Below are 26205 nucleotides of genomic sequence, written 5' to 3' on the forward strand. Positions count from 1 at the left end.
CGCAAGTCGGACGTTCTTGCGGTACAAGGCTTTTCTCGCGCCGCGGGACGTGCTCCACCTGTTCGGCCATGGCCGTGAACCGATCCGAGCGATGACCACAAAGTCTTCCGCAGATTCTCCTGCCGAGGTTCCTGCCGAGATCGGGGACTGGTTCGCCGCACGCGGCTGGCGCGTTCGGCGGCACCAGCAGGAGATGCTGGCAGCGGCGGACCGGGGCAACCATGCCCTGCTCGTCGCCGATACCGGCGCGGGCAAGACGCTGGCGGGGTTCCTGCCGACGCTGGCGGATTTCTGCCCCTCGCGGCGGCAAGGGACGGCGATGCCCGAAGGGCTGCACACGCTCTATGTCTCGCCGCTCAAGGCGCTCGCCCACGATGTCCAGCGCAACCTGCTGGCGCCGGTGGAAGAGATGGGCCTGCCGATCCGCATCGAGACCCGCAGCGGCGATACGCCCTCGGACCGCAAGGCGCGCCAGCGCGCCCGGCCGCCGCATGTGCTGCTGACGACGCCCGAATCGCTTTCGCTGCTGCTGACCTATCCCGAAGCGCCGGAACTGTTCGCCGGCCTGAAACGCGTGGTGATCGACGAGATCCATGCGTTCGCCACCGGCAAGCGGGGGGACCTACTGGCGCTGTCGCTCGCGCGGTTGCAGGCGCTGAGCCCGGGTTTGCAGCGGGCCGGGCTTTCGGCGACGCTGGCCGATCCCGATGCCTTCCGGGGCTGGCTGGCCCCTTGGGGGGAGATCGACGCGGTGGAACTGGTGGAGGGCGAGCCCGGCGCCGAACCGGAAGTCTCGATCCTGCTGCCACAGGAGGAGCGCATCCCCTGGAGCGGCCACGCGGCGACCTGGGCGATCCCGCAACTGATCGAGCAGATCAAGGCGCACCGCACCACGCTGATCTTCACCAATACCCGCTTCCTCGCCGAGTACATCTTTCAGGAATTGTGGGACGCCAACGAGGACAACCTGCCGATCGGCATCCACCACGGCTCGCTCTCGAAGGAGGCGCGGCGCAAGGTGGAGGGGGCGATGGCTGAGGGGCGGCTTCGGGCGCTCGTATGTACCGCCAGCCTCGATCTCGGTGTGGACTGGGGCGATATCGACCTTGTCGTGCAGATGGGGGCGCCCAAGGGATCCTCCCGCCTGCTCCAGCGTATCGGCCGCGCCAATCACCGGCTCGACCAGCCCAGCAAGGCCATGTTGGTACCGGGCAATCGCTTCGAGTTCCTGGAGGCTTTCGCCGCGCAGGAAGCGGTGCGCGAGGGGCAGCGCGACGGTGAGGCTTTCCGCCCCGGCGGACTGGACGTGCTGGCGCAGCACGTCATGGGCACCGCCTGCGCGGGGCCGTTCCGCGAGCATGCCCTGCTTGCCGAACTGCGCTCATCCGCCGCCTATGCCTGGGTGGACGAGACGATCTTCGCCCGCGTGCTCGATTTCGTGGCGACCGGGGGCTACGCGCTGCGCTCCTATGACCGCTTTCGCCGGATCGTGCGCGAGAAGGATGGGGAGGGGGGCTGGCAATGGCGTCTGACCCATCCCGAACATGCCGCGCGCCACCGGCTCAATGCCGGGATCATCGTCGATGCCGAGATGCTGGAAGTGCGCTTCCGCAACGGCCGCTCGCTGGGACGGGTGGAGGAGGGCTTCGGGGCCAGCCTCAAGTCCGGCGATACGTTCCGCTTTGCGGGCATGGATCTGGAAGTCGAAGCCCTGCGCGAACTGGAGCTGATCGTGCGCGCGGCCAAGCGTTCGGCTACGATCCCCAGCTACATGGGCCAGCGCATGCCGATCTCGACGCATCTGGCTGAGCGTGTGCGCGCCATGCTGTTCGACCGGGCGGGCTGGGCGCGCTTTCCCGACGACGTGCGCGAATGGCTGGAAGTGCAGGACTGGCGCTCGCACCTGCCCGCGCCGGGGCGGTTGCTGGTGGAAAGCTTCCCGCACCACGGCGCCGCCTATACCACGTACTATACGTTCGAGGGCTGGCCGGCGAACCAGTCGCTGGGCATGCTGATTACCCGGCGCATGGAGGATCGCGGGCTGGGGCCGCTGGGTTTCGTGGCCACCGACTATGCCCTGGTGGTCTGGGGGCTGAAGCCGGTGGAGGACCCCGCCGCGCTGCTCTCGCCCGATATCCTGACGCACGAATTCGTCGACTGGGTGCAGCAGTCCTACCTGCTGCGCCGGGCCTTTCGCGAAGTGGCGGTGATTTCCGGGCTCGTCGAACGGCAGCAGCCGGGGACGCGCAAGTCGGGCCGGCAGGTCACCTTCTCGACCGATCTGATCTACGATGTCCTGCGCAAGTACGAACCCGATCACTTGCTGATAGAGGCCGCCTGGGCCGATGCCCGCGCGCGCATGACCGATGTGGCCCGCGTGGCCGATGTCCTCGACCGGGCGGCGCGTGAAGTGGACCATGTTCGGCTGGACCGGATCAGCCCGCTCTCGGTTCCGGCCCTGTCGATGATCGGCCGCGAATCGCTGCCGTCGGGAGCGGCCGATGAAGATCTGCTGGTGGAGGCGGAGAGCCTTGCCTCGCTGGCGATGCGGGTGGACCCACCCGGGGAGGTCTGAGGCTGTCTGCGCACGGCAAAGAAAAAGGGGCGGATCTCTCCGCCCCTTCCTTGGTTCCCGGGGGAACCTGTCCGTTGCCCGGCTTACTTGCCGAATTCGCGGAACTGGTCGTTACCGACGAAGCCGAACTTGGTCACGTTCGAAGCCTTGATCAGCTCCAGAACCTGAGCCGAAAGCTCGTAGCTTGCCTGGGCTTCCGGCTGGTACTGCAGTTCGGGCTCGACCTTGTAGGTCAGCGACTGCGCCAGCAGGTTCCGCAGGGTTCCCTGGTCGACGGCATTACCGTTCCAGAGAATCTTCGCATCCGCGGTGAGCACGATCTTGTTCTTGATCGGGTCCACCGGCGGCGGCGTGTTCGTCGGGGGAGTTGCAACCGGGAGATCGATATCGATCGAGTGGGTCGCAACCGGGATGGTGATGATGAACATGATGAGGAGAACGAGCATGACGTCGATCAACGGCGTCGTGTTCATTTCCATCATCGGGGCGCCATCATCCTTGCCGCCTGACATTGCCATGGAATGTTACTCCTTCTCGAGCGTCACGCGCCCGGGTCAACCGGGTTGGTGATGAAGCCAACCGTCGGGTAACCAGCGATCTGGACGTTGTAGATCGCACCGGCCACGCAACGCCAGGGGGCGTTCACGTCACCGCGGATGTGGACCTGCGGCACGAGATCCGGATTGTCCCTAAGGGCTGCCGGACCGCCTTCGCGCTTCACGATGGCGTCAAGACGCTTGAAGGCCTGGTCGTACAGTTCCTGCGAGGTCACCGGCGTGATGTTGTTGAAGTAAACGCGGCATTCGCCATTGCGCGACGCGCCCTGGAAGCCGGGTTCACCTGCGCTGCGACCCGAATCGTCGGTGGTCGAGACGGAGAGGAGGAGGTTTTCCACCTTGTCCTTCGATTCGACCGCCACGATGACGGGGATCTTCAGCTTTTCGATCGTCTGGATCGCGACCGGGACCGCGATCAGGAAGATGATCAAAAGCACCAGCATGACGTCGACGAGCGGCGTCGTGTTGATGTCGGACATCGGTTTTTCGGCACCGCCTCCGCCCGTGGATATCGCCATAGTCTTATCCTAATCCTTGCGTTGCCCTGGGGGGCGACGGATGCAAACGAAGTGCTCCGCCGCCTGGGTCCCCGTGGACGCGCTACCGTGTGACAGCGCGTCCTATGCTGCTTACGGCTTGGCCGGAGCAGCAGCCGGCTTGGCCGGAGCAGCGGCGGGCTTGGCGGCGGCGGTGGAGATGACGGGCTTAACGGTGCCCTTCGAGTTGATGTTCGCCAGCAGGTCGGCCGAGAAGCCGGTCAGCAGTTCGGCGATGCGCTTGTTGCGGCTCTGGAGGTAGTTGTAGGCCAGAACTGCGGGAACGGCGACGATCAGGCCGAGCGCGGTCATGATCAGCGATTCACCGACCGGACCGGCAACCTTGTCGATCGAAGCCGAACCGGCGATGCCGATGGCGATCAGGGCGCGGTAGATGCCGACCACGGTACCGAACAGACCGATGAACGGTGCGGTCGCGCCGACGGTGGCGAGGAACGGCAGGCCGGTGGCGAGACGCGAGTTGATCGAGGCTTCCGAGCGAGCGAGCGAAGCGTGCATCCAGTCATGGGCTTCGAGCGAGTCGGTCATCTTCGAGTGCTGGTCTTCGGCGGCGATGCCGTCGTCGACGAGCTGGCGCCATGCGCTGTTCTTGTCCAGCTTGGCAGCGCCTTCACGCAGGGTGGGAGCCTTCCAGAACGCGGTGCGCACTGCGCCGAACTGGCGCAGGATCTTCGACTGTTCGAACCACTTGGTGAAGAGGATGTAGAACGAGCCGAACGACATGATGCCCATGATGGTCACGGTGGCGTACGAAATGAAACCACCGGCCTGAAGAGCTTCGACAAAGCCGAACTTGTTCTGCGGCGCTGCTTCGCCAGCGGCGGCAAGGATGTCAACGATAAGCATGCGATTTACCTCTCAAGAAGAATGCAGGATTTGGCCGAATCCAACGCGTGGGGGTTCCGGCCAGGCCGTCAAATTTAACTGAGCTTGTAGACGATCGTCGTCGCGTACGAACCGGTGGTTGCGTTACCCGCGTCATCGAGAGCGGGGTTGAAGCGACCGAAACGGTTCATGCCTTCACAGGCCGCGGCGTCGAGTTCCGGGCTACCGCTGGAGCTGGTGACGGAGCAGCTCGTGACGCGACCATCGGGACCGATCGAAACGCGGACACCGACGCGGCCTTCACGCTCTTCGCGCAGGGCCTTGGCCGGATATTCCTGGTTGAAGCGGCTGGTCCAACCACCCTTGACCGACGCGCCACGCGCCTTCGAGGGGGCCGGGGGTGCCGGCGGTGCAATCGGTGCCGCAGGAGCCGGAATCGGAACCGCGGGCAGCGCCACCGGAGGCGGCGTGGTCACGGTCGTGATGGCCGGCGGAGCCGGTGCGATGTTGATCGGCGGCGGCGGCGCCACGATCGGCGGCGGCGGCGTATCCTGCTTCTGGGGGGGCGGCGGCGGCGGCTCCTCCTTGGGTTTCTCTTCCTTGATGTCGACTGTGGTCACTTTCTTCATGACCTGCTTCACCGCGGAGTAAGCCAGACCCGTGACGAGTGCATAGCCTACAAAGACGTGGATCAGCGCGACAATGACAAGCGCGGCAATCTTGTTGCCGCTCATTTGCTGGTCAGCGTAAGCCATTCAAACGCATCACTCCATAATCAAGCCCCAACCCCACCCGGGTGCGGACAGGGCCAAAGGCGCCCATGGCCCCCTCCCCAAGGAAAGGTCCATGACGAAACTCTAAATTACCCACCCTGACGGCTGTCAGTTCACCTAACCGTAAACGTTGTAACGGGGTTGGCGAACCGTGGGGCATTTTCGTTTTTTTGCCCCGTTTTGCGGAATTCCTTAGCGGGACCGTTGCCCCTGTGCAACGCCTTATCGGCAATCGTGTCGTTAACACCTGATTCATGGCTGTTAAGTTCCAAGCTGGGAAGGGGGAAATTTGTACAGCCCTGTGCAAGTCGCTAAGGCCTCGCCCCGCGCTTTCCGGAGATCGTTCCCAATGCCTGCGAATCTGCCCCGTCTTGCCCTGAAACTGGCGTGTGCCGCCCTGGCTGTACAGGCGTTTCCGGCGCTGGCGCAGGCCCAGCCGGCGTCCCGGGACGATGCGCCGGCCCTGCTGCGCGAGGCGACTTTCGCCGATCTTGCCACGCTGGCCGATTCGGCCCCGCTGGTAGTGCGCGCTACGGTGCGCAAGATGGCGCGCGTAGAGGATGCCCGCGCGCCGGGGCTTACGCCCGGAATGGGCCGCTTCTACGTGGATGCCGATACCCGCTCGCTGCTCACCGGCTCTTCGCCGATCGGGCAGAGTTTTGCCTATCTTGTGGACCTTCCGCTCGATGCGCGCGGCAAGCCGCCGACGCTGAAGAAGCAGGACGTCCTGCTCTTTGCACGTCCCGTCGCAGGACGCCCTGGAGAGCTGCAGCTGGTTACCCCCACGGCGCAGCAGCTCTGGAGCGAACAGGTGGAAGCGCGCGTGCGCAGCCTGCTGAAAGCGCTTGTCTCCCCCGATGCGCCGGCGCGAATCACCGGCGTGCGTGAACTGCTCTTTGTCCCGGGCAACCTTGCCGGGCAGGGAGAGACCCAGATATTCCTCTCGACCGAAAGCGGGTCGGCCGCCTCGATCACGGTCGTCCATGAACCCGGCACGGTTCCCGCCTGGGGTGTCTCGTTCTCCGAACTGGTGGCCGATATCGGCCATCCGCCGAAGCCTGAGACGCTGGAATGGTATCGCCTTGCCTGCTCGCTCCCTGCCAATCCGCCGCAGCGTGCAAACGTTTCCGAAGGCGTGGAAGCCATGAAGCAGGCGGCGGCGGACTATCGCATGGTGCTGAACCAGCTCGGACCTTGCGTCCGCAATCCCGTGGGCCGCTGAACTCGGTCGCGCTTCTTGGCTCTATATTAAGGGTTCGGGGCGCGAAGGTACTGGAATTTCCCGGTGGGCTCGCTTAGGGCGCGCTCGCGAAAGGGAATTCCATGGTTGAACCGCTGAATATTGCGCTAGCCGGTCTCGGCACGGTCGGGGCGGGCGTTGTCCGTCTCATCGAGACCAATGCCGAACTGATTGCCCGGCGGGCCCGCCGGCCGATCCGCATCGCCGCGGTAAGCGCGCGCGATCGCAGCAAGGACCGCGGGGTAGACCTCTCGCGCTATGACTGGGTGGACGATACCGCCGCGCTTGCCTCGCGCCCCGATGTAGACGTGGTGGTCGAGATGGTGGGCGGTTCCGATGGTCCCGCGCTGGCGCTGGCCCGCAATGCCATCGCGCAGGGCAAGGGCTTCGTTACCGCCAACAAGGCGATGATCGCGCACCATGGGCTGGAACTGGCCTCGGCCGCCGAATCGGCCGGTGTCGCGCTCAAGTTCGAGGCGGCGGTTGCCGGCGGCATCCCGGTCATCAAGGGCCTGAGCGAAGGCGCTGCCGCCAATGCCATAGAGCGGGTCTACGGCATCCTGAACGGCACCTGCAATTACATACTCTCCACCATGGAGGACACCGGCCGCGATTTCGGTGACGTTCTCGCCGAAGCGCAGCGCATGGGCTATGCCGAGGCCGATCCCACCTTCGACATCGAGGGGATCGACGCCGCGCACAAGCTTTCGATCCTTGCCGCCATCGCGTTCGGTTCGCAGCTTCGCTTCGATGCGGTGGAGACCTCCGGCATCTCGCGCGTGAAGGCTGCCGACATTGAGCAGGCGCGCTCGCTCGGCTACGTCATCCGCCTGATCGGCATGAGCGAGATCGACCGGGCAGAAGGTACCCCGCGCCTGTTCCAGCGCGTGCGTCCGCATCTGGTACCGTTCGACCATCCGCTGGCCCATGTCGACGGGGCGACCAATGCCGTTGTCGCCGAGGGCAATTTCATGGGCCGCCTGCTGTTCCAGGGCGCCGGTGCCGGTGACGGGCCGACCGCCAGCGCAGTGGTTGCCGACATCATCGACATCGCCCGCGGCGAGAAGGGCGCGGCATTCTCGATGCCGTCGAGCGAGCTGGAGGCGATCGAGCCCGCCGGCACCGGCCACCGCCGCAGCCGCAGCTATATCCGCTTCACCGTGCCGGACCGGCCCGGCGTGCTCGCCGATATCACCGCCGCCATGCGCGATGCGGGAGTCTCGATCGCCAGCATGATCCAGAAGGGCCATGCCGGGCAGGAGGGCGAGGTGATCCTGGCCATCGTCACGCACGAAGGCCCCGAATCGGCCGTCAGCGAGGCAATGCGCGTGCTGGAGGGTTCGGATAGTCTCGCTGCCGCGCCGCTGGTGATGCAGATCATCGAAGGCTGACATTTTCGGCGCGCCCGTCAGCGAGGGGCGCGCCGAACCTTTTTAATGCGCGCGCAATTCGCCCTTGGCGACGAGGTCCGCGTCGGATCCGGCGGGGGCCTCGGGGATCTGCGACAGGTCGATGATCAGCGGCTGCGCGGGCGCACAGGGCGGAATGAAGCAGCCCCGCGCGGCGGTTACGCCGCCGATGTTCTTTTCGAAATTGGGCGGATGAAGCCGGCCGTCATTGGTGCCGGCAGGCCCGGTCGGGTCGCTTTCGGCGGAGGACTGGACGCGGAACTTTTCCTCGTCCGGCGCGCAGACGACGATTTCGCCCGGCCGTCCTTCGCGCGAACAGGCGCGGTGGGTGGGATCGGGGGTGACTCTGCCGCCAGACGCCATCATCCTCTCGGCCATGGCGCGGTCAGCGTCCGTGATCGGAGGGCCTACCTGACTGGCAGTGGAGGCGGAAGCCGAACTGGCTTGTGCAAAGGCGGTTCCGGCGGCGATTCCGGGCGCGCAGGCGGTAGATAGTGTCGCGATTGCGAAAAGCGCGCGCCATGTCCTCGACAATTGGTATTCCTCTGTCTAATCCCCCGACCCGAACCTTTTCCCTCCACGCCTTAATGCGGAGTGATCATGCCCGAAGCAAGTAAAGTCCTCGATCGCGTCCTAGTCCTCGAGATGGTCCGCGTCACCGAGGCGGCTGCCATCGCGGCATCCGAACTGGTTGGCCGCGGTGACGAGAAGGCGGCAGACCATGCCGCCGTTGAAGCCATGCGCAAGGCCTTCGACACCCTTTATATGGATGGCACCGTCGTCATCGGTGAGGGTGAGCGCGACGAAGCGCCGATGCTCTACATCGGTGAGAAGGTGGGCGGCGCCCCCGGTCGCGGCCCGCGCATCGATATCGCGCTGGACCCGCTGGAAGGCACGACCATCACGGCCAAGGCCGGCCCCAACGCGCTGGCCGTGCTGGCGGCGGCGGAAGAGGGCGGCCTGCTCAACGCGCCCGACGTCTATATGGAAAAGCTGGCGGTCGGCCCGGGTTATCCCGAGGACGTGATCGACCTGACCAAGAGCCCGTCGGAGAACGTCAAGGCCGTTGCGGCCGCAAAGGGCGTGGCACCGGACGAGATCATCGTCTGCGTGCTTGACCGTCCGCGCCATGCCGACCTCATTGCCGAACTGCGCGCGCTCGGCTGCGGTGTCGTGCTGATCGGTGACGGTGATGTGGCCGGCGTGATCGCCGTGACCGACGAGAACACCACGATCGACATGTACATGGGCACCGGCGGCGCGCCCGAAGGTGTGCTGGCCGCAGCGGCACTGCGCTGCGTCGGCGGCCAGATCCAGGGCCGCCTGGTGTTTCGCAACGATGACGAGCGCGCCCGCGCCCGCAAGTGGGGCATCGAGGATCTCGACAAGGTCTACAAGCTGCGCGACCTCGCCAAGGGCGACTGCATTTTTGCGGCAACCGGGGTGACCGACGGCTCGCTGCTGCAGGGCGTCAAGCGCCTCAAGGGCGGCCAGATGACCACCGAAAGCGTGGTGATGCGCGCCAGCTCCGGCACGGTGCGCTGGATCAAGGGCGAGCACCGCGTTCGCGGGTGAAATTTCCCGATCCACATATAAATTCTGATAAATCAGATGCCTGTATCTGAAAGCGCCGGTCCGGAGATTGCTCCGGGCCGGCGTTTTCGCGTTCATGTCACGGTGACCGCGCCACGCTTTCTGTTGCAATCCGATGACTCATGAGTAGAGGCGGGCGCGTTCAGCCAACCAATCATCAGCAGCCGTCTCGGGGATTCGCCATGAAGATCATGTCCGGCAACAGCAACCTTCCGCTCGCGCGGGCCATCGCAGCCTATCTTGAGCTGCCGCTGACCGATGCGGCGGTCCGCCGCTTCGCCGACGAGGAAATCTTCGTCGAAATCCACGAGAACGTGCGCGGTGAGGACGTCTTCGTCGTCCAGCCGACCAGCTATCCCGTCAACGACAACCTGATGGAACTGCTGATCTGCATCGACGCGCTGCGCCGTGCTTCGGCCAAGCGCATCACCGCCGTGATTCCCTACTTCGGTTACGCCCGCCAGGACCGCAAGCCCGGTCCGCGCACGCCGATCTCGGCCAAGCTGGTCGCCAACCTGCTGACCGAGGCCGGCGCCGACCGCGTTCTCTCGGTGGACCTGCACGCCGGGCAGATCCAGGGCTTCTTCGACATCCCGACCGACAACCTGTTCGCTGCGCCGGTCATGGCCGCCGACATTCAGGCGCGTTATGGCGACCAGTCGTTGATGGTGGTTTCGCCCGACGTGGGCGGCGTGGTCCGCGCCCGCTCGCTGGCCAAGCGCCTCGACAACGCGCCGCTCGCCATTGTCGACAAGCGCCGCGACAAGCCCGGCCAGTCGGAAGTCATGAACATCATCGGTGACGTGAAGGGCCGCGCTTGCATCCTGATCGACGATATCATCGATTCGGGCGGCACCCTGTGCAACGCTGCGCAGGCGCTGATGGACGAAGGCGCCACCAGCGTCACCGCCTACATCACCCACGGCGTGCTTTCGGGCGCGGCGGTTTCGCGCGTCACCAACTCCGCGCTCAAGGAACTGGTGATCACCGATTCGATCCAGGCAACCGACGATGCGAAGGCTTCGGACAAGATCCGCATCCTGACGATCGCGCCGCTGATCGGCGAAGCGATCCGCCGCATTGCCGACGAAAGCTCGGTTTCGAGCCTGTTCGACTGAGGACGCGCCGGGGCTGCGCGCTCCGGGTCCATTACTGGCGACCGTGAACGGCGCAGGGGTCCTCCCCTGCGCCGTTCCGGTTTCAGCTACTCGTCATTCCCCTACTCGTCGTTCCAGGGCCGCACTTGCCCCGGTGCCAGTCGGTTGAGCGCTTCCAGCCGCCGCGCCTGCCGTGATTCCAGTGCCAGCGTCATGATCGGCTGCGGCCGCTTCACGAACTGGCTGGGCGACATGCCGAAGAGTTCGGTGAACTCGTGGATCAGGTGGCTCTCGTCGTAATAGCGCAGCGCGATCTCGTCGGCCTCGTCACTGTCGGCCACGCCGCGCAAGTAGCTGGCCATGTCCAGCGCGCGGGCCCGGCGCAGCACTTGCTTGGGCGGCATGCCGAAATCGCGATTTACCACGCGTTCCAGCGTGCGCCGGTCCACCCCGCATTCGCGCGCGGCATCGCTGACCGCCATCGACGGGTCGCGATAGGAGATCACCTCGAAACTGCGCGTCACCGGATCGGGCGGCGGGCAATTCATGCTCTCGATCCGGTGACGGAACGCCTGCTCCAGATGCTGGAGCCAGACTTCGGACGGCGCATCGGGTTCCAGCATGGCAAGGAACTGCTCGGACGGGAGCGAGACCGCGCTGGTGCTGACCAGACGGTCCACGAAATCGCCCACCCGCGGTCCCTGCATCGCGGTGCAGGCACCGGCGCGCAGCGCCACCGCGACGCTGGCGAAGCTGCCCGTCACCGTCACCGGCATGCACCGCGAATGGGGCCCGAAGAACAGCGCCGCGTCGCCGACCCGGCGTTCGCCGTCGGCGGTCTGGACGCACCAGCGGCCTTTGGTCTGGATGCGCAGAAAGGCAGTGTCGCTGAACAGGCTGCACGAAAGCGTGTAGTCTGCGGGCGCGGACACTTTCGTCACCGACACGCGCGCGATCCATGGAGCGAGATCCGCTGCCGGCGCGCGATTGTACGATAACGGTTGTCCGTCCCGCGTATATCCTTGTTCCGGCGCGATTGCCGGATCGATAGCTGGGATTTTCCTGCGCAGCATGCCCCTACTTCTTTGCAGTAGAATATGCCCCCGCCAACGGAATAGGGGCGGCCGCAAGTTCCCGCAATGTGTGAAAAACACATAAGGGTTCGGGGCATGTGCAAGATTCTGCCAGTCTTGATGAATTTCCGGCGGGCGCTTGACCTTCCGGCACTGGAAAAGGCACAGGTCCGCCATGAAACTCGATCAGGATATCGCCCTTGCCCTGCGACTCGCCGATGCGGCAGGCGAAGCGATCAGGCCCCATTTCCGTACGGGGCTGAGCGCCGAGCGAAAGTCCGATGCCTCGCCCGTCACCATTGCCGACCGCGCTGCGGAAGAGGCCATGCGCCGGATTCTCAAGGCAGAAGTTCCGCGTGACGCGATCATCGGCGAGGAGTTCGGCACGGAGGAGGGCTCCTCGGGCCGGACCTGGGTGCTCGATCCGATCGACGGCACGGTCTCGTTCATTGCCGGTCGTCCGATCTTCGGCACGCTGATTGCGCTGCTGGTCGATGGCTGGCCGGTGCTGGGCGTGATCGACCAGCCGATCCTGCGCGAACGCTGGGTCGGCGCCAGCGGCATGCCCACCACCTTCAACGGCAAGGAAGTGCGCACGCGCCCGTGCCGCGAACTGTCCGACGCCATGCTGGCGACCACCGGGCCGCAGTATTTCGATGATCACGAGGGCGAGCACTTCATGGCGCTGGCGGCGAAGACCGATCACAAGCGCATGATGATGGGTGGCGATTGCTATAACTATGGCCTGCTCGCCTCGGGCCAGATCGACCTTGTTTGTGAGGCCGGGCTCAAGCTGCACGACTGGGCCGCGCTGGTGCCGGTGGTGGAAGGCGCCGGGGGCACGATGTGCGACTGGAACGGTGAACCGCTTCACGCGCAGTCCGACGGGCATGTCCTGGCGATCGGCGACCCTGCGCGTCTGGAAGACGTGATCGAGGCGATGGCCTGCCATCATTGATGGCGGTGCGCAGGGTCTGCCTGTTCGTCTACGGCACGCTCCAGCACCACGCGGGCACGCGCATGGGCCAATGGCTGGCGGAGCGCACGGAAAGCGCCGAGCCTGCCTCCGTGCCCGGGCGCATCCATGCGATAAAGAGCGATGACGGCTGGTTTCCGGCGCTTGTCCGGGCACAGGGGCGGGGGCACGTTCAGGGCACGCTTTGCCGGCTCGAATTGGCGCCCGGCGATCTTGCCCGGCTCGATCGCTATGAGGGGTCCGAGTACCGGCGCATCTGCCTGCCGGTGCGCACTGCCTCGGGCCGAAGGGCGCGGGCGCAAGTCTATCTCTGGCGTCTTGGGCTGCCCCGCGCGGCGCCGGTGATCCGAGACGGGCACTATCTCGGCTGGCTGGAACGCACCGGCCACACGGCATTTACGACCTTGCGCTGCGGGGCCTGAGGAGCAGGCCGGCTCGATGGGTAGGGATCAGAGTCCAAACCCCTTGCCTTCCCGCCGTTCTCCCACTAAAGGCGCCCCCTTCAATCGACACGGTTGAGTCTTTGACTAAAGAGATTCGCGCGTCCGCCTGGCGAAAAGGGCTGCCATGGCTGACCGGACGTGTCCCTGTGAAAAGGAGACGAAAATGCCCAAGCTGAAGACCAAGAGCGGTGTGAAGAAGCGCTTCAAGCTCACCGCCACCGGCAAGGTGAAGCACGGCGTAGCCGGCAAGCGCCACCGCCTGATGAGCCATAACGGCAAGTACATCCGCCAGAATCGCGGCACCGAAGTCATTTCCGACGCCGATGCCAAGACGATCAAAAAGTGGGCGCCCTACGGGCTCAACTGAGGAGTACTGACCGATGAGCCGTATCAAGAGGGGTGTTACCACCCGCGCCAAGCACAAGCGTCTTCTCGAACAGGCCAAGGGTTACCGCGGCCGTCGTAAGAATACGATCCGCGTTGCCCGCCAGGCCGTCGAAAAGGCCGGCCAGTACGCGTACCGCGACCGCAAGATCAAGAAGCGCACCTTCCGCGCTCTCTGGATCCAGCGTATCAACGCTGCCGTCCGCGCCGAAGGCCTGACCTATTCGCAGTTCATGCACGGCATCAAGCTTGCCGGCATCGAACTCGATCGCAAGGCCATGGCCGACCTCGCCATGAACGAGGGTTCGGTGTTCTCGACCGTGATTGCTCAGGCCAAGGCAGCTCTGCCCGCCGCCTAAGCCGCGTTCGCGATGGCGAAAACAATACGAGGCGCGAGTGTTTCGGCACTCGCGCCTCGAATTGTTTTGCCCGCCCTCAAAACTCTCGATACGAGATGGATGGGGGACATTTGGCGGCGATAACTAACAGGCGGGGAATGACAGCCAGGCGCGTCATCATCCAATATTGCCCGGTGCCTTCGGAGCTTGATCGCTATGTATCGGCTCTCTTTTACTGCGAGATCGAGTTGCAACCGGGGGACCGTTTGCAGGACGTGCTCTGTCCGGACTGGGCCAGTTTCCGGTTTCATTTCGATTCCCTCACCGAAGTATCGATGCGCAACGGATCGACGATCACGGGAAGCCGGTTCACGGTCAGCGGGCCGCGCTCGCAGGAAGTGCATTTTTCGATGGGCTCCGCGCGCCAGTGGGGCTTTCGCCTGAGGCCGCTCGGCTGGGTCGCGCTCACGGGGCAGGCCGCCGACGCCTATGCCAATGTCATTGTCGATGGCGACCGCGATCCCAACTTCGAACGCTTCCGCCCGCTGTATGACGCATTGCAGGCCGAACAGGGCGCGCTGGGCGCGCAGCTGGACCGGATCGTCGCCTTCCTTTCCGCGCTGGAACCCCGGCCTGTTCCGCACGAGGATCTGATCGTCGCCATCGGCGAGGCGCTTGCCGATCCGGAACTGCGTTCGTCGGTGGATCTCGTCAAGCGCGTGGGCGCGAATTCGCGCATGGTCGAGCGGGTTTGCCGCGCCGCCTTCGGCTTTCCTCCCAAGCTGCTGCTGCGCCGCCAGCGCTTTCTGCGCAGTGTCGAGCAGTTCACGCTCGACCCGACGCTGAAGTGGATCGGCGCGATCGACGCAGCCTATCACGATCAGGCCCAGTTCGTGCGGGACTTCCGCGCCTTCATGGGCATGAGCCCGCGCCAGTATGCCCAGCTCGACAAGCCGCTGACAGTTACGCTCATCCGCGAGCGAATCCGCCAAGCGCGTACCGCCGGCCGCTGATCCGCCCTTTACCGGGTCGTCCGGGCCCGCGCACGCACCCTCGCCGTTGCGATTCTTGCCCGCTCCCCCTAAGGACCGCGCTTCCAGATTCAGCAACAGTCAGGCAGACCACCAGTGGACTACGCAGCAACCGGCCAGGAGGCGCTCTCGCGGATTGCGGAAGCATCCGATCTCGAAACGCTGGAGGCGCTGCGTGTCGAGTTTCTGGGCAAGCAGGGATCGATCTCCGGCCTGCTGAAGACGCTGGGCAAGCTCGATCCCGAAGAGCGCAAGGTCGAAGGCCCGAAGATCCACAGCCTGCGCGAGAATGTGAGCGACGCGCTCACCAGCCGCAAGGACGTGTTGGAGACGGCGGTGCTGAACGCCCGCCTCGCCGCCGAGACGATCGACCTCTCGCTGCCCGCGCCCGAAGCGCCGCGTGGCACTGTCCACCCGATCTCGCAAGTGATGGACGAGATTGCCGAGATCTTCGCCGACCTCGGCTTCTCGGTCGCCACCGGTCCGGAGATCGAGGACGACTGGCACAACTTCACCGCGCTCAACATGCCGGAAAGCCACCCGGCGCGCGCGATGCACGACACGTTCTATTTCCCGGACCGCGACGCGAAGAACCGTGAGATGCTGCTGCGCACGCACACTTCGCCGGTGCAGATGCGCACCATGCTCGCGCAGGGCGCGCCGCTGCGCATCATCGCGCCGGGCCGCGTCTACCGTTCGGACAGCGACGCCACCCACACGCCGATGTTCCACCAGGTCGAAGGTCTGGTGATCGACAAGGACGTGCACCTCGGCCACCTGAAGTGGACGCTGGAAACCTTCCTGAAGGCGTTCTTCGAGCGTGAGGACATCGTCCTGCGCCTGCGCCCCAGCTACTTCCCCTTCACCGAGCCTTCGGTGGAAGCGGACATCGGCTTCACCCTGATCGACGGCAAGCGCGTGATCGGCGGCGACCCGTCGAAGGGCGAGGGCGGCTGGATGGAAGTGCTCGGCTCGGGCATGGTCAACCGCCGCGTCATCGAATTCGCCGGGCTCGATCCCGACGAATGGCAGGGTTTCGCCTTCGGCATCGGCATCGATCGCCTTGCCATGCTGAAATACGGCATGGACGACCTGCGCGCCTTCTTCGATGGCGATGTCCGCTGGCTCTCCCACTACGGTTTCTCCGCCCTCGACGTGCCGACCCTTTCGGGCGGCGTTGGCACTCCGGCTTGAGCGCGGGAAGGATTTAGAAAATGAAGTTCTCGCTTTCCTGGCTCAAGCAGTACCTTGAGACTGACACCTCGCTTGAGGATATCGCCCTGAAGCTCAACGCCATCGGCCTTGAGGTCGAAGGCATCGAGGATCCCGCCGCCAAGCTGGCCGGTTTCCGCGTGGCCAAGGTGTTGACTGCCGACAAGCATCCGCAGGCGGACAAGCTGCAGGTCCTCACCGTCGATACGGGCGAGGGCGTACTGCAGGTCGTCTGCGGCGCACCCAATGCGCGTGCGGGCCTTGTCGGCGTGCTCGGCCTTCCCGGTGCGACCGTGCCGGCCAACGGCATGGTGCTGAAGGTCGCTGCCGTGCGCGGCGTCGAATCGAACGGCATGATGTGCTCCACGCGCGAGCTGGAGCTGGGCGAAGATCACGACGGCATCATCGAACTGCCTGAGGACGCGCCGGTCGGCACGCCTTTCGCGGACTACCACGGCGCCGATCCGGTGATCGAGGTCGCCATCACCCCCAACCGCCCGGACTGCATGGGCGTTTACGGCATCGCCCGCGATCTGGCCGCGGCCGGCCTTGGTACGCTGAAGCCGATCGAGGTGCTGGACATCGCCGGCAGCTTCCCCTGCCCGGTCGAAGTGCGCACCGACGATGCCGAGGGTTGCTCGGCGTTCTATGGCCGCGTTATCAAGGGCGTGAAGAACGGCCCTTCGCCGCAGTGGCTGCAGGATCGCCTGAAGGCGGCCGGTCAGCGTCCGATCTCGGCGCTGGTCGATGCCACCAACTATCTGATGCTGGCCTATGGTCGCCCGGCCCACGCCTATGACCTTGCCAAGCTGAACGGCGCCGTCATCGCGCGCCGCGCCAAGGACGGTGAGACGGTCGTCGCGCTGAACGAGAAGACCTACACGCTCGACGCCGAGATGACCGTGATCGCCGACGATTCGGGCGTGCACGACATCGCTGGCATCATGGGCGGCGAGCATTCGGGCTGCGGCGACGAGACTACCGACGTCCTGCTCGAAATCGCCTACTTCGATCCCGAGCGCATCGCCAAGACCGGGCGCAAGCTCAACCTCACCTCGGACGCGCGCAGCCGTTTCGAGCGTGGGATCGATCCGAACTTCCTCGATACCGGCCTCGATCACCTGACCAAGCTGATCCAGACGCTGTGCGGCGGTGAAGCTTCGCAGGCGGTGCGCAGCGGTGCGGCCCCGGCCACGCCGAAGATCGTCCACTTCGATCCGGCGCTGACCGAGAAGCTGGGCGGCGTGGCGATCGAGCCGGGCGAACAGCAGCGCATCCTTGAGAGCCTTGGCTTCAAGGTCATCGCGCAGGAAGCCGGGTTCGACACGTCCTGGACCGTCACCGTTCCCGGCTGGCGTCCGGATGTCGATGGCGCGCCTGACATCGTCGAGGAAGTCGTCCGCATCCACGGTCTCGACAAGGTGACGAGCGTGGCGCTGCCGCGCGCCGATGGCGTCGCCCGTCCGACCGCTACGCCGACGCAGGCACTGGAGCGCCGCGTTCGCCGCGCTGCCGCTGCGCGCGGTCTGCATGAAGCCGTCACCTGGTCGTTCCTGCCTTCGGCCGAGGCTGATGCCTTTGCGGACGGCAATGCTCTGTGGTCGCTGGCCAACCCGATCAGCGAGGACATGAAGGTCATGCGGCCTTCGCTGCTGCCGGGCCTGCTGATGGCGGCCAAGCGCAACCTCGATCGCGGTGCCTCGTCGCTGCGTCTGTTCGAACTGGGCCGTCGCTATCTGCGCGGTGAGGGTGGTGCGAGCGACGAGCGTCTGGCGCTGGGCTTCGTGCTGGCGGGCGAGAAGGTCTCGCGCGGCTGGGCGACCGGCAAGGCTGTGGCGTTCGACGCTTACGACGCCAAGGCCGAAGTCTCTGCCCTGCTGGCTGAAGCCGGTGCTCCGGTGGAAAAGCTGCAGGTCATGGGTGAGGCTGGTTCGCAGTTCCACCCCGGCCAGTCGGCCACCTTGCGCCTTGGGCCCAAGAACGTGCTGGCGCGCTTCGGCATGTTGCACCCCACCGTCGCCAAGCAGTTCGATATCGAAGGCCCGGTGGCGATTGCCGAGATCTATCTCGACGCCATTCCCGGCAAGAAGGGCGCCGCCACTTTCGCCCGTACCCGCTACGCGCCCCCGGCGCTGCAGGCGGTGACGCGCGACTACGCGTTCCTGGTGCCTGCGGAACTGCCGGCCGGTGATCTGATCCGCATGGTTGCGGGCGCGGACAAGGTGAACATCGTCTCGGCCCGCCTGTTCGACGATTTCCGTGGTCAGGGCGTTCCGGAAGGGCAGAAGTCTCTGGCGCTCGAAGTCACTCTCCAGCCGCTCGAAAAGAGCTACAAGGAAGAGGACCTCAAGGCGATCAGCGACAAGGTGACTGCCGCTGCCGCCAAGCTCGGAGCCGTGCTGCGCGGCTGAGAACGCGGCTGAAGAGGCTGCTCGGGAAAAAGGGAAGATCGCCGGTGACTGACATGGAATTCGTGACCATCACCGCCGGCGATCTCACGGCGCGCATCGCCACCTACGGGGCCGAGCTCTGGTCGCTGACCGACCGGTCCGGGCGCGAGTACATGACCGACGCCGATCCGGCGTTCTGGACCGGCCATGCGCCGATCCTCTTCCCGATCGTCGGCGCGCTGAACGGCAATCGCTACCGGCTGGACGGCCACGAATACGAACTCCCCAAGCACGGTTTCGCCCGCCATTCGGCTTTCGAAGTGGTGGAAGCGAGCGAGTGCGCGGTCCGCCTGCGGCTGCGCGACAGTGCGGAAACCCGCAATGCCTATCCCTTCGCCTTCGTTCTGGACCTCGTGTTCAGGATCGAAGGGGCGACACTCCACGTCGAGGCGGAAGTCGCCAATCCGGGCGATGCGCCGATGCCGTTCAGCCTTGGCTTCCACCCCGCTTTCGCATGGCCGCTGCCCGGCGGCGCGCCCAAGGCGGAACACACCATCGCATTCGAACAGGCCGAGCCCCAGCCGATCCGCCGCATCGATCTGGCGAGCGGCCTCGTCCTGCCCGAGCCGGTGCCATCTCCGGTGGAAGGCCACTTGCTGCACCCGGATGCATCGCAGTTCGTCGAGGACGCGCTGATCTGGGACCACCTCGCCAGCCGCGCGCTGACTTTCGGCACGCCGGGAGGATCGCAATTGGCCGTGGCCTTTCCCGATATGCCGATGCTGGGCATCTGGCAGAAGCCGGGGGCGCATTACCTTTGTATCGAGCCCTGGCAGGGCCACGCCGATCCGCTGGGCTATTCCGGCGACTTCCGCGCCAAGCCGGGCATGCTCTCGCTGGCGCCGGGCGCCAGCCGCCGCTTTCGCATGGACGTGACCGTTCTGACTGCCGACTGAGTGACAAGGCGCATAAAAGCAGTTTTCAGGCAGGGCACAGCGACCCGTCCACCTGCAATAGCTGCGGCTGTTGGGGTTTGCCTGTTGGCCGCATTATTGATGTTTCTCGGTTTTGCGCGCCAATCTTCCGACCGGGAGCGCGAACGCAATGCGCATCCGGTCTTCGAGGCTTCGACCGATGCGGACATGCGTGATGTCGAACGCTGTCTTACAGAACAGTTGGGGCTTGATCCGCGCGGATGGGAAGGGCTGAACACCCGGGTCGATTGGCATCTGATTTGGAAGACAAAGGTTCAAATCTCCCAAGTCGCGGCTACGACGCACGTAACGATGTGGACTCCTGAAGGCCGACTGCTTCGCGAACGTGAAAAGTCTGCGCTGAAAAGCTGTGTTTTGGTATCCCCGCGATCTGCCGTTGCGGCCGGTTCAATTTAAGGAGAAATTTCATGAAGACCGCACTCGTAACCGGCGCCACTTCCGGTATCGGCGAAGCCTGTGCCCGCGCATTCGTGGCGGCGGGCTGGCGCGTGGTCGGTACCGGCCGCCGGGCCGAGCGGCTCGACGCCCTGAAGGCCGAACTGGGCGCGGACAAGTTCCACGCTGCCGTCTTCGACGTGCGTGACGAAGCCGCGCGCGATGCCGCGCTGGCGGCGCTGCCGGCCGAGTTCGCGGGCATCGACTGCCTCGTCAACAATGCCGGCCTCGCGCTCGGCACCGAGCCGGCGCAAAGCGCCTCGCTCGATGCGTGGAAGACGATGATCGACACCAACGTCACCGCGCTGGTCTCGCTCACGCACAAGCTGCTGCCTGCGCTGGTGGAGCGCAAGGCGGCGATCGTGAATCTGTCTTCGGTGGCGGCGACTTATCCCTACACCGGCGGCAACGTCTACGGCGGCACCAAGGCTTTCGTGCACCAGTTCTCGCTGGGGCTGCGTTCGGACCTTGCCGGGACCGGCGTGCGCGTCACCTCGATCGAGCCGGGCATGGTGGAGACCGAATTCACGCTGGTCCGCACCGGCGGCAACCAGCAGGCCTCGGACAATCTCTATGGCGGCGCCAACCCGATGACGGCCGAGGATATTGCCGGGACCGTGCTGTGGGTGGCTACGCTGCCGGCGCATCTCAACATCAACACGCTGGAGCTGATGCCCGTCAGCCAGTCTTTCGCCGGCTTCCAGGTCGCGCGTCAGGGCTGAGGCCTAAAACCCGCTCTCAAACAAACCTCGTCATCCCCGCGCAGGCGGGGATCCCGCTTGTTCTTGCGAGGTAGCGCGAAGGAAGCGGGGCCCCCGCCTTCGCGGGGGCGACGAAGTGAATTGTCGGGAGATGGGGCTGGACGCGAAGGCCCAAACGAAAAACGGGGGCTTGCGGATGTCCGCAAGCCCCCGTTTCTAATTCAGCGCTCCGACCGGGATCAGCCGGTGATGCCTGCCGCCGCCAGCACGGCCAGCGTCAGCACATCGGGCGCGATCGCAGTCATCGGCACGATCTGCACGGGCTTCTCGGCACCGATCAGCATCGGCCCGATCGAGGTCGTGCCGCCGATTTCCTTGAGCAACTTGGCCGAGATATTGGCCGACTGCAGCCCCGGCATGATCAGCACGTTGGCAGGCGCCGAAAGGCGGCTGAACGGATAGAGCTTCATGATCTTCGGGTTCAGCGCGGCGTCGGGGGCCATTTCGCCCTCGTACTCGAAGTCCGGCTTTTCCTCGTCGAGAATGCGGATCGCCTCGCGCGTCTGCTCCAGCCACTTGCCCGACGGGTTACCGAAGGTGGAGTAGCTGAGGAAGGCCACGCGCGGTTCGTGGCCCAGGCGGCGGGCGACGGCGGCGGTTTCCTTGGCGATCACAGCAAGCTGCTCGGCCGTCGGGCGCTCGTTGATCGTGGTGTCGGCCATGAACACGGTGTGGTTCTTGCCGACCAGCAGGTGGATGCCGAAAGCCAGCTTGCCCTCGGCCGGGTCCAGCACGCGGCGCACTTCCTTGATGGTCTGCGCGAAAGGCCGGGTCATGCCGGTGATCATGGCATCGCCCACGCCCAGCTTGAGCAGGCCGGAGGCGAAGATGTTGCGATCGGTATTGACCATGCGCTGCACGTCGCGCTGCAGGAAGCCGCGACGCTTCAGGCGCTCGTAGACCATTTCGACCATCGGGCCGACATGGTCGGACACCATCGAGTTCTCGATATGGAAGCTTTCCGGATCGGGCACGCCCAGTTCGGCCATCTTGTCGAGGATGACCTGCGTGCGGCCCACCAGGATCGGTTCGCCATAGCCGAAGTCGCGATACTGGATCGCCGCGCGCAGCACGACTTCGTTGTCGGCCTCGGCAAAGATCATCCGCTTGGGGTTGGCGCGGACCTGTTCGTAGACGCGGGTGAGCACCGAAGTCGTCGGGTTCAGACGCGCCTTCAACTGATCGCGATAGGCTTCGAAGTCCTCGATCGGGCGGCCGGCAACGCCGGAATCCATCGCTGCCTTGGCGACCGCCATCGACACCACTTCCATCAGGCGCGGATCGAACGGCGCCGGGATGATGTAGTCGCGGCCGAACTGCTGCGCTTCGCCATAGGCGGCGGCAACGTCTTCATGGACCTGCTCGCGCGCCAGTTCGGCGATGGCCTTGGCGGCGGCGATCTTCATCTCTTCGTTGATCGCGGTGGCCGAAACGTCCAGCGCGCCGCGGAAGATGAAGGGGAAGCCCAGCACGTTGTTGACCTGGTTCGGATAGTCCGAACGGCCGGTGGCGACGATCGCGTCGGGGCGCACCGCCTTGGCTTCGGGCGGGGTGATTTCCGGATCGGGGTTGGCCATCGCGAAGATGATCGGTTCCGGCGCCATGTCCTTCACCATGTCCGGCGTCAGCGCGCCCTTGGCCGAAAGGCCCAGGAACACGTCCGCGCCGACGAGGGCTTCGGTCAGCGTGCGCTTGTCGGTCTTCACGGCGTGGGCGGACTTGAACTGGTCCACCTTTTCGCGGCCCGGATAGATCACGCCGCGCGTGTCGCAGACCAGCACGTTCTCATGCTTGACGCCGATCGACTTGATCAGCGCGGTGCAGGCCAGCGCGGAGGCGCCGGCGCCGTTCACCACGACCTTGATCTCGTCCAGCTTGCGGCCGGTGATGAGGCAGGCGTTGATCAGACCGGCGGCGGCGATGATCGCGGTGCCGTGCTGATCGTCATGCATGACCGGGATGTTCATCCGCTCACGCAGGGCCTGCTCGATGATGAAGCATTCGGGCGCCTTGATGTCTTCAAGGTTGATGCCGCCGAAGCTGGGTTCCATCATGGCGATGGCCTCGATCAGCGCGTCGGTATCCTCGCTGGCGAGTTCGATGTCGATGGAATCGACGTCGGCGAAGCGCTTGAAGAGGACCGCCTTGCCTTCCATCACCGGTTTGGATGCCAGCGCGCCCAGATTGCCCATGCCCAGAATGGCAGTGCCGTTGGAGATCACCGCGACCAGGTTGCCCTTGGCGGTGTAATCATAGGCAGTGGCGGGATCGTCGGCGATGGCCTGGACGGGAACGGCGACGCCGGGAGAATAGGCGAGGCTGAGATCGCGCTGCGTTGCCATCGGCTTGCTGGCGATGATCTCGATCTTACCCGGCCGGATCGTCGAATGGTAGAACAGCGCCTCGCGCTCGGTAAACTGGACCTTGGGCTTCTCGGACAAGCTTTTTCTCCCGGATTTGGGAGGGGCCCTATCGAATGTTTGCGCGACGCGATAGGGGAAAGGCGCGTGGTGGCCGCTTCACAAGGACCGAGCCGCGGGGCTAACGCTCTGCGCCATGACCAGCAATTCCGAGACCTCCGGCGTGACCCCGATGATGGCGCAGTACCTTGCCTTGCGTGAGGTCGCGGGCGATTGCCTGCTGTTCTATCGAATGGGCGATTTTTTCGAGCTGTTCTTCGACGATGCGAAAATCGCAAGCCAGGTTCTGGACATTGCACTCACCACGCGCGGCGAGCACGGTGGCAAGCCGATTCCTATGTGCGGCGTGCCCGTCCACGCGGCGGAGGGCTACCTTGCCCGCCTGATCAAGGCAGGTTGCCGCGTGGCGATTGCCGAGCAGACCGAAACACCCGCCGAAGCCAAGAAGCGCGGTGGGTCCAAGGCGCTAGTTCGGCGCGATATCGTGCGCTTCGTCACGGCCGGGACGCTCACCGAGGAATCGCTGCTGGAGCCGCGCCGCGCCAATGTGCTGGCGGCGGCCTGCGATCTGCGCGGCACCGTCGGCGTGGCCGCCTGCGACATCTCGACCGGGCGGATGGAACTGGAAGAGTGTGCGCCCGATCGGCTGGGTGCCGCGCTGGCGCGTCTGGGCGCGCGCGAACTGGTGGTGCCGGAGGGGTGGGAACTGGCGCCCGATGGCGCGATTGCGCGCTCACCGCATGAGTTCTCCTCCGATGGCGGCGATGAGCGGCTGAAGCTGGTCCACGGCGTCGCCACGCTCGATGGGTTCGGCACGTTCACGCGCGCCATGCTGGCGGCGGCGGGCGGGTTGATCGCCTATCTCGATCACGTTGGGCGCGGCAAGCTGCCGCTGCTGCTGCCGCCGGTGGCCCGCGCGGGCGATGCGACCTTGGCGATGGACGAGGCGACGCGCGCCAGCCTCGAAATTCTCGAATCGTCGCAAGGCGGCCGCAAGGGCAGTCTGGTCGAGGCGATCGACCGCTGCGTCACCGGTGCCGGTGCGCGGCAGTTGGCAGAGGACCTCTCGGCGCCGCTGATGGATCGCCATGCGATTGCCGAGCGGCTCGAACTGGTCGAATGGCTCCACGACGATCACCTGCTGCGCGAGGATATGCGCGCGGCGCTGCGGGCGCTGCCCGATGTCGGGCGCGCGCTGGGTCGCGTGGTGGCGGGGCGCGGTTCTCCGCGCGACCTCGGTCAGCTTCGCGACGGCCTTTCGGGTGCGCGCCGCATCGGTGAACGGCTGGCGCAGATGGATGACCTGCCGGTGCTGCTCGACCGGTTGATGCCCGAACTGGGCGGACATGCCGCGCTCGTCGATCACTTCGCGCAGGCGCTGGTGGAAACCCCGCCGACCGAGCGCGGGCAGGGCGGCTATATCGCCAGCGGCTACGATGCCGGACTGGACGAACTGCGTGTCACGTCCGGCAATGCCCGCCGCGCGATTGCCGCGCTGGAAGCGAAGTACCGCGAGGAAACCGGCGTTTCCGCGCTGAAGATCAAGCACAACAACGTGCTCGGCTACTTCATCGAAGTGCCGCAGCGCCATGCCGACAAGCTGCTGGAGCCCGACAGCGGCTTCTCGCACCGCCAGACCATGGCCGGGGCGATGCGCTTCAACGCGCTGGCGCTGCATGAAGAGGCCAGCCGCATTACCGAAGCAGGTGCCCATGCGCTCGCCGCAGAGGAAGCGCATTTCGAGGGACTGGTGGCCGAAGCCGTGGCCGCTCGCCACGAGATCGCCCGCACCGCCGCCGCGCTCGCCCGTTTCGACGTCGCCGCCGGGCAGGCCGAGCGTGCGGCCGAGGGTGGCTGGACCCGGCCCGAAGTGGTCGATGGCCTTTCGCTCGATATCGAAGGCGGCCGCCATCCGGTGGTCGAGGCCGCGCTGAAGGTTCAGGGCGAGCGTTTCGTCGCCAATGATTGCCGCCTCGCCAGCCATGACCGGCTCTGGCTGATCGGCGGCCCCAATATGGGCGGTAAGTCGACCTTCCTGCGCCAGAACGCGCTGATCGTGCTGCTAGCGCAGGCGGGCGGTTTCGTGCCCGCCAAGTCGGCGCGGATCGGCATGGTGGATCGGCTGTTCAGCCGCGTCGGCGCTTCGGACAACCTTGCGCGCGGCCGTTCGACCTTCATGGTCGAGATGGTGGAAACCGCGGCCATCCTCGCGCAGGCGACCGATCGCAGCTTCGTCATCCTCGACGAAGTGGGGCGCGGCACCTCGACTTACGACGGCCTTGCGCTGGCTTGGGCGGTGGCCGAAGCGGTCCACGAGACCAATCGCTGCCGCTGCCTCTTCGCCACGCACTATCACGAGATGGCGCGGCTGGGGGAAACCTGCGAGGCGCTGTCGCTTCACCACGTCCGCGCGCGTGAGTGGAAGGGTGATCTGGTGCTGCTCCACGAATTGGCTGAGGGGCCGGCGGACCGCAGCTACGGCCTTGCCGTCGCGCGGCTGGCCGGGGTGCCACCCAAGGTCATCAGCCGCGCCAAGTCGGTTCTGGAAAAGCTGGAAAAGGGCCGTGCGGAGACTGGCGGCCTGGCGGCGGGGCTCGGGGATCTGCCGCTGTTCGCCGCCGCGCAGGAAGCCCGCGAGGAAGAGTGCGACGTCCTGCGCGACAAGCTGCGCGAGATGGATGTCGATGCGCTTTCGCCCCGTGATGCGCTGGAGATTCTCTACGACCTGAAGCGCGAGGCGGGTACGGAGTCTTAACCAAGCCGCGCTAGGTTGCGGTGATGTTCGGACCCAAGATCAGGAACGTCTTCAAGAGCCGCTGGCAGGCCGTGTTCTGGTCCGCCAGCATGTTGCTGACGGCCTATTGCTCGATCCCGTCGTCCGATGACGATGGCGGGAAGGACGATTCCGCCACGCAATTGGCCCAGCAAGTGGCGGGGCATGTTGCGGGGCATGAGGCAGGCCACAAGAACCCGTGGGCGAAAGATCCGGCGGCCAACTAGCGCCTCGGCGGCCCACCGGTTCGCAGCATAAGCAGCCGCTCCAACACGAACTCTCGTCGCCCCCGCGAAGGCGGGGGCCCCGCTTCCTTTTGCCACGTCGCCAGAAAAGCGGGGTCCCCGC

At 65.5% G+C, this 26205-nt stretch carries 24 protein-coding genes; 17 read left to right on the top strand and 7 right to left on the bottom strand.

Annotation, left to right across the window (positions count from 1 at the left end; translation table 11 throughout):
• Nucleotides 1-91 precede the first annotated feature (91 nt).
• Entirely contained in the window at nucleotides 92-2575 is a 2484-nt protein-coding gene (locus EDF56_RS12790; RefSeq protein WP_132387949.1) for a ligase-associated DNA damage response DEXH box helicase, read from the top strand.
• Nucleotides 2576-2658: 83 nt separating this feature from the next.
• On the opposite strand, the gene EDF56_RS12795 is transcribed toward EDF56_RS12790, so the two are convergent.
• From EDF56_RS12795 to EDF56_RS12810, 4 genes are all read right to left on the bottom strand, one after another.
• A complete protein-coding gene (locus tag EDF56_RS12795; RefSeq protein ID WP_132387951.1) occupies nucleotides 2659-3093 on the bottom strand; it encodes a biopolymer transporter ExbD in 435 nt (144 codons plus the stop codon).
• A gap of 23 nt (nucleotides 3094-3116) precedes the next feature.
• Nucleotides 3117-3650, bottom strand: coding sequence for a biopolymer transporter ExbD (locus EDF56_RS12800; RefSeq protein ID WP_207904693.1), 534 nt, complete (start codon nucleotides 3648-3650; stop codon nucleotides 3117-3119).
• Between the two features lie 111 nt (nucleotides 3651-3761).
• Complete coding sequence (locus EDF56_RS12805) at nucleotides 3762-4535, bottom strand: MotA/TolQ/ExbB proton channel family protein (protein WP_132387955.1); 774 nt, start codon at nucleotides 4533-4535, stop codon at nucleotides 3762-3764.
• 74 nt (nucleotides 4536-4609) lie between these two features.
• Nucleotides 4610-5269 carry an energy transducer TonB gene (locus EDF56_RS12810; protein ID WP_132387957.1) on the bottom strand — a complete coding sequence of 220 codons (660 nt, stop codon included), beginning with the start codon at nucleotides 5267-5269 and terminating at the stop codon, nucleotides 4610-4612.
• Between the two features lie 367 nt (nucleotides 5270-5636).
• On the opposite strand from EDF56_RS12810, the gene EDF56_RS12815 reads away from it, so the two are divergent.
• Together EDF56_RS12815 and EDF56_RS12820 are read left to right on the top strand one after the other, a co-directional pair.
• Nucleotides 5637-6509: a hypothetical protein gene (locus tag EDF56_RS12815; protein WP_132387959.1), complete on the top strand. Its 873-nt coding sequence runs from the start codon at nucleotides 5637-5639 to the stop codon at nucleotides 6507-6509.
• Nucleotides 6510-6610: 101 nt separating this feature from the next.
• On the top strand, nucleotides 6611-7918 hold the full coding sequence (locus tag EDF56_RS12820; RefSeq protein ID WP_132387961.1) for a homoserine dehydrogenase: 1308 nt from the start codon (nucleotides 6611-6613) through the stop codon (nucleotides 7916-7918).
• Nucleotides 7919-7960: 42 nt separating this feature from the next.
• Here the strand turns inward: EDF56_RS12820 and EDF56_RS12825 are convergent, their stop codons facing one another.
• Nucleotides 7961-8470 carry a hypothetical protein gene (locus EDF56_RS12825; RefSeq protein WP_243652569.1) on the bottom strand — a complete coding sequence of 170 codons (510 nt, stop codon included), beginning with the start codon at nucleotides 8468-8470 and terminating at the stop codon, nucleotides 7961-7963.
• A gap of 66 nt (nucleotides 8471-8536) precedes the next feature.
• Here EDF56_RS12825 and glpX point away from each other — a divergent pair, with 66 nt between their 5' ends.
• Both glpX and EDF56_RS12835 read left to right on the top strand, forming a co-directional pair.
• On the top strand, nucleotides 8537-9511 hold the full coding sequence (glpX, locus tag EDF56_RS12830; RefSeq protein ID WP_132387963.1) for a class II fructose-bisphosphatase: 975 nt from the start codon (nucleotides 8537-8539) through the stop codon (nucleotides 9509-9511).
• 200 nt (nucleotides 9512-9711) lie between these two features.
• Entirely contained in the window at nucleotides 9712-10647 is a 936-nt protein-coding gene (locus EDF56_RS12835) for a ribose-phosphate pyrophosphokinase (protein ID WP_132387965.1), read from the top strand.
• Between the two features lie 101 nt (nucleotides 10648-10748).
• On the opposite strand, the gene EDF56_RS12840 is transcribed toward EDF56_RS12835, so the two are convergent.
• Nucleotides 10749-11573 carry a helix-turn-helix domain-containing protein gene (locus EDF56_RS12840; protein WP_347812984.1) on the bottom strand — a complete coding sequence of 275 codons (825 nt, stop codon included), beginning with the start codon at nucleotides 11571-11573 and terminating at the stop codon, nucleotides 10749-10751.
• Nucleotides 11574-11874: 301 nt separating this feature from the next.
• Between EDF56_RS12840 and hisN the strand changes: the two genes are divergently transcribed.
• The 10 genes from hisN to EDF56_RS12890 all read left to right on the top strand — a co-directional run bounded on the left by hisN (nucleotide 11875) and on the right by EDF56_RS12890 (nucleotide 20625).
• Complete coding sequence (hisN, locus tag EDF56_RS12845) at nucleotides 11875-12657, top strand: histidinol-phosphatase (protein WP_132387969.1); 783 nt, start codon at nucleotides 11875-11877, stop codon at nucleotides 12655-12657.
• Entirely contained in the window at nucleotides 12657-13097 is a 441-nt protein-coding gene (locus EDF56_RS12850; RefSeq protein WP_132387971.1) for a gamma-glutamylcyclotransferase family protein, read from the top strand. Before hisN ends, EDF56_RS12850 begins: the two co-directional genes overlap by 1 nt.
• Nucleotides 13098-13281: 184 nt before the next feature.
• Nucleotides 13282-13485: a 50S ribosomal protein L35 gene (gene rpmI / locus EDF56_RS12855; protein ID WP_021232722.1), complete on the top strand. Its 204-nt coding sequence runs from the start codon at nucleotides 13282-13284 to the stop codon at nucleotides 13483-13485.
• A gap of 13 nt (nucleotides 13486-13498) precedes the next feature.
• Nucleotides 13499-13861 (top strand): 50S ribosomal protein L20, encoded by a 363-nt coding sequence (rplT, locus tag EDF56_RS12860; protein WP_132387973.1) that lies wholly within the window; start codon nucleotides 13499-13501, stop codon nucleotides 13859-13861.
• A 137-nt stretch (nucleotides 13862-13998) separates the two neighbouring features.
• Complete coding sequence (locus EDF56_RS12865; protein ID WP_165912184.1) at nucleotides 13999-14853, top strand: helix-turn-helix domain-containing protein; 855 nt, start codon at nucleotides 13999-14001, stop codon at nucleotides 14851-14853.
• A 114-nt stretch (nucleotides 14854-14967) separates the two neighbouring features.
• Nucleotides 14968-16065 carry a phenylalanine--tRNA ligase subunit alpha gene (pheS, locus tag EDF56_RS12870; RefSeq protein WP_132387977.1) on the top strand — a complete coding sequence of 366 codons (1098 nt, stop codon included), beginning with the start codon at nucleotides 14968-14970 and terminating at the stop codon, nucleotides 16063-16065.
• A gap of 20 nt (nucleotides 16066-16085) precedes the next feature.
• Nucleotides 16086-18494 carry a phenylalanine--tRNA ligase subunit beta gene (gene pheT, locus EDF56_RS12875; RefSeq protein WP_132387979.1) on the top strand — a complete coding sequence of 803 codons (2409 nt, stop codon included), beginning with the start codon at nucleotides 16086-16088 and terminating at the stop codon, nucleotides 18492-18494.
• 44 nt (nucleotides 18495-18538) lie between these two features.
• Nucleotides 18539-19429: an aldose 1-epimerase family protein gene (locus EDF56_RS12880; RefSeq protein ID WP_165912185.1), complete on the top strand. Its 891-nt coding sequence runs from the start codon at nucleotides 18539-18541 to the stop codon at nucleotides 19427-19429.
• Between the two features lie 84 nt (nucleotides 19430-19513).
• Complete coding sequence (locus EDF56_RS12885; protein ID WP_132387981.1) at nucleotides 19514-19864, top strand: hypothetical protein; 351 nt, start codon at nucleotides 19514-19516, stop codon at nucleotides 19862-19864.
• Nucleotides 19865-19875: 11 nt separating this feature from the next.
• Nucleotides 19876-20625, top strand: coding sequence for an SDR family NAD(P)-dependent oxidoreductase (locus tag EDF56_RS12890; protein ID WP_132387983.1), 750 nt, complete (start codon nucleotides 19876-19878; stop codon nucleotides 20623-20625).
• Between the two features lie 218 nt (nucleotides 20626-20843).
• On the opposite strand, the gene EDF56_RS12895 is transcribed toward EDF56_RS12890, so the two are convergent.
• Nucleotides 20844-23105, bottom strand: a complete 2262-nt coding sequence (locus EDF56_RS12895) for an NADP-dependent malic enzyme (protein WP_132387985.1) — start codon at nucleotides 23103-23105, stop codon at nucleotides 20844-20846.
• A 151-nt stretch (nucleotides 23106-23256) separates the two neighbouring features.
• On the opposite strand from EDF56_RS12895, the gene mutS reads away from it, so the two are divergent.
• Complete coding sequence (gene mutS / locus EDF56_RS12900) at nucleotides 23257-25839, top strand: DNA mismatch repair protein MutS (protein WP_132388577.1); 2583 nt, start codon at nucleotides 23257-23259, stop codon at nucleotides 25837-25839.
• Nucleotides 25840-25862: 23 nt separating this feature from the next.
• Nucleotides 25863-26084, top strand: coding sequence for a hypothetical protein (locus tag EDF56_RS12905; RefSeq protein ID WP_243652570.1), 222 nt, complete (start codon nucleotides 25863-25865; stop codon nucleotides 26082-26084).
• Nucleotides 26085-26205: the final 121 nt, after the last annotated feature.

The organism is Novosphingobium sp. PhB165 (assembly GCF_004341845.1).
Lineage (GTDB): Bacteria > Pseudomonadota > Alphaproteobacteria > Sphingomonadales > Sphingomonadaceae > Novosphingobium.

Bases quoted from the DNA above. Each gene is read 5' to 3' on its own strand.
- pheT (WP_132387979.1), top strand. From the start codon at position 16,086: ATGAAGTTCTCGCTTTCCTGGCTCAAGCAGTACCTTGAGACTGACACC.
- EDF56_RS12800 (WP_207904693.1), bottom strand. From the start codon at position 3,650: ATGGCGATATCCACGGGCGGAGGCGGTGCCGAAAAACCGATGTCCGAC.
- EDF56_RS12810 (WP_132387957.1), bottom strand. From the start codon at position 5,269: ATGGCTTACGCTGACCAGCAAATGAGCGGCAACAAGATTGCCGCGCTT.
- EDF56_RS12790 (WP_132387949.1), top strand. From the start codon at position 92: ATGACCACAAAGTCTTCCGCAGATTCTCCTGCCGAGGTTCCTGCCGAG.
- EDF56_RS12795 (WP_132387951.1), bottom strand. From the start codon at position 3,093: ATGGCAATGTCAGGCGGCAAGGATGATGGCGCCCCGATGATGGAAATG.
- rplT (WP_132387973.1), top strand. From the start codon at position 13,499: ATGAGCCGTATCAAGAGGGGTGTTACCACCCGCGCCAAGCACAAGCGT.
- EDF56_RS12865 (WP_165912184.1), top strand. From the start codon at position 13,999: ATGACAGCCAGGCGCGTCATCATCCAATATTGCCCGGTGCCTTCGGAG.
- glpX (WP_132387963.1), top strand. From the start codon at position 8,537: ATGCCCGAAGCAAGTAAAGTCCTCGATCGCGTCCTAGTCCTCGAGATG.
- rpmI (WP_021232722.1), top strand. From the start codon at position 13,282: ATGCCCAAGCTGAAGACCAAGAGCGGTGTGAAGAAGCGCTTCAAGCTC.
- mutS (WP_132388577.1), top strand. From the start codon at position 23,257: ATGATGGCGCAGTACCTTGCCTTGCGTGAGGTCGCGGGCGATTGCCTG.
- EDF56_RS12905 (WP_243652570.1), top strand. From the start codon at position 25,863: ATGTTCGGACCCAAGATCAGGAACGTCTTCAAGAGCCGCTGGCAGGCC.
- hisN (WP_132387969.1), top strand. From the start codon at position 11,875: ATGAAACTCGATCAGGATATCGCCCTTGCCCTGCGACTCGCCGATGCG.
- EDF56_RS12890 (WP_132387983.1), top strand. From the start codon at position 19,876: ATGAAGACCGCACTCGTAACCGGCGCCACTTCCGGTATCGGCGAAGCC.
- EDF56_RS12850 (WP_132387971.1), top strand. From the start codon at position 12,657: ATGGCGGTGCGCAGGGTCTGCCTGTTCGTCTACGGCACGCTCCAGCAC.
- EDF56_RS12815 (WP_132387959.1), top strand. From the start codon at position 5,637: ATGCCTGCGAATCTGCCCCGTCTTGCCCTGAAACTGGCGTGTGCCGCC.
- EDF56_RS12835 (WP_132387965.1), top strand. From the start codon at position 9,712: ATGAAGATCATGTCCGGCAACAGCAACCTTCCGCTCGCGCGGGCCATC.
- EDF56_RS12805 (WP_132387955.1), bottom strand. From the start codon at position 4,535: ATGCTTATCGTTGACATCCTTGCCGCCGCTGGCGAAGCAGCGCCGCAG.
- EDF56_RS12820 (WP_132387961.1), top strand. From the start codon at position 6,611: ATGGTTGAACCGCTGAATATTGCGCTAGCCGGTCTCGGCACGGTCGGG.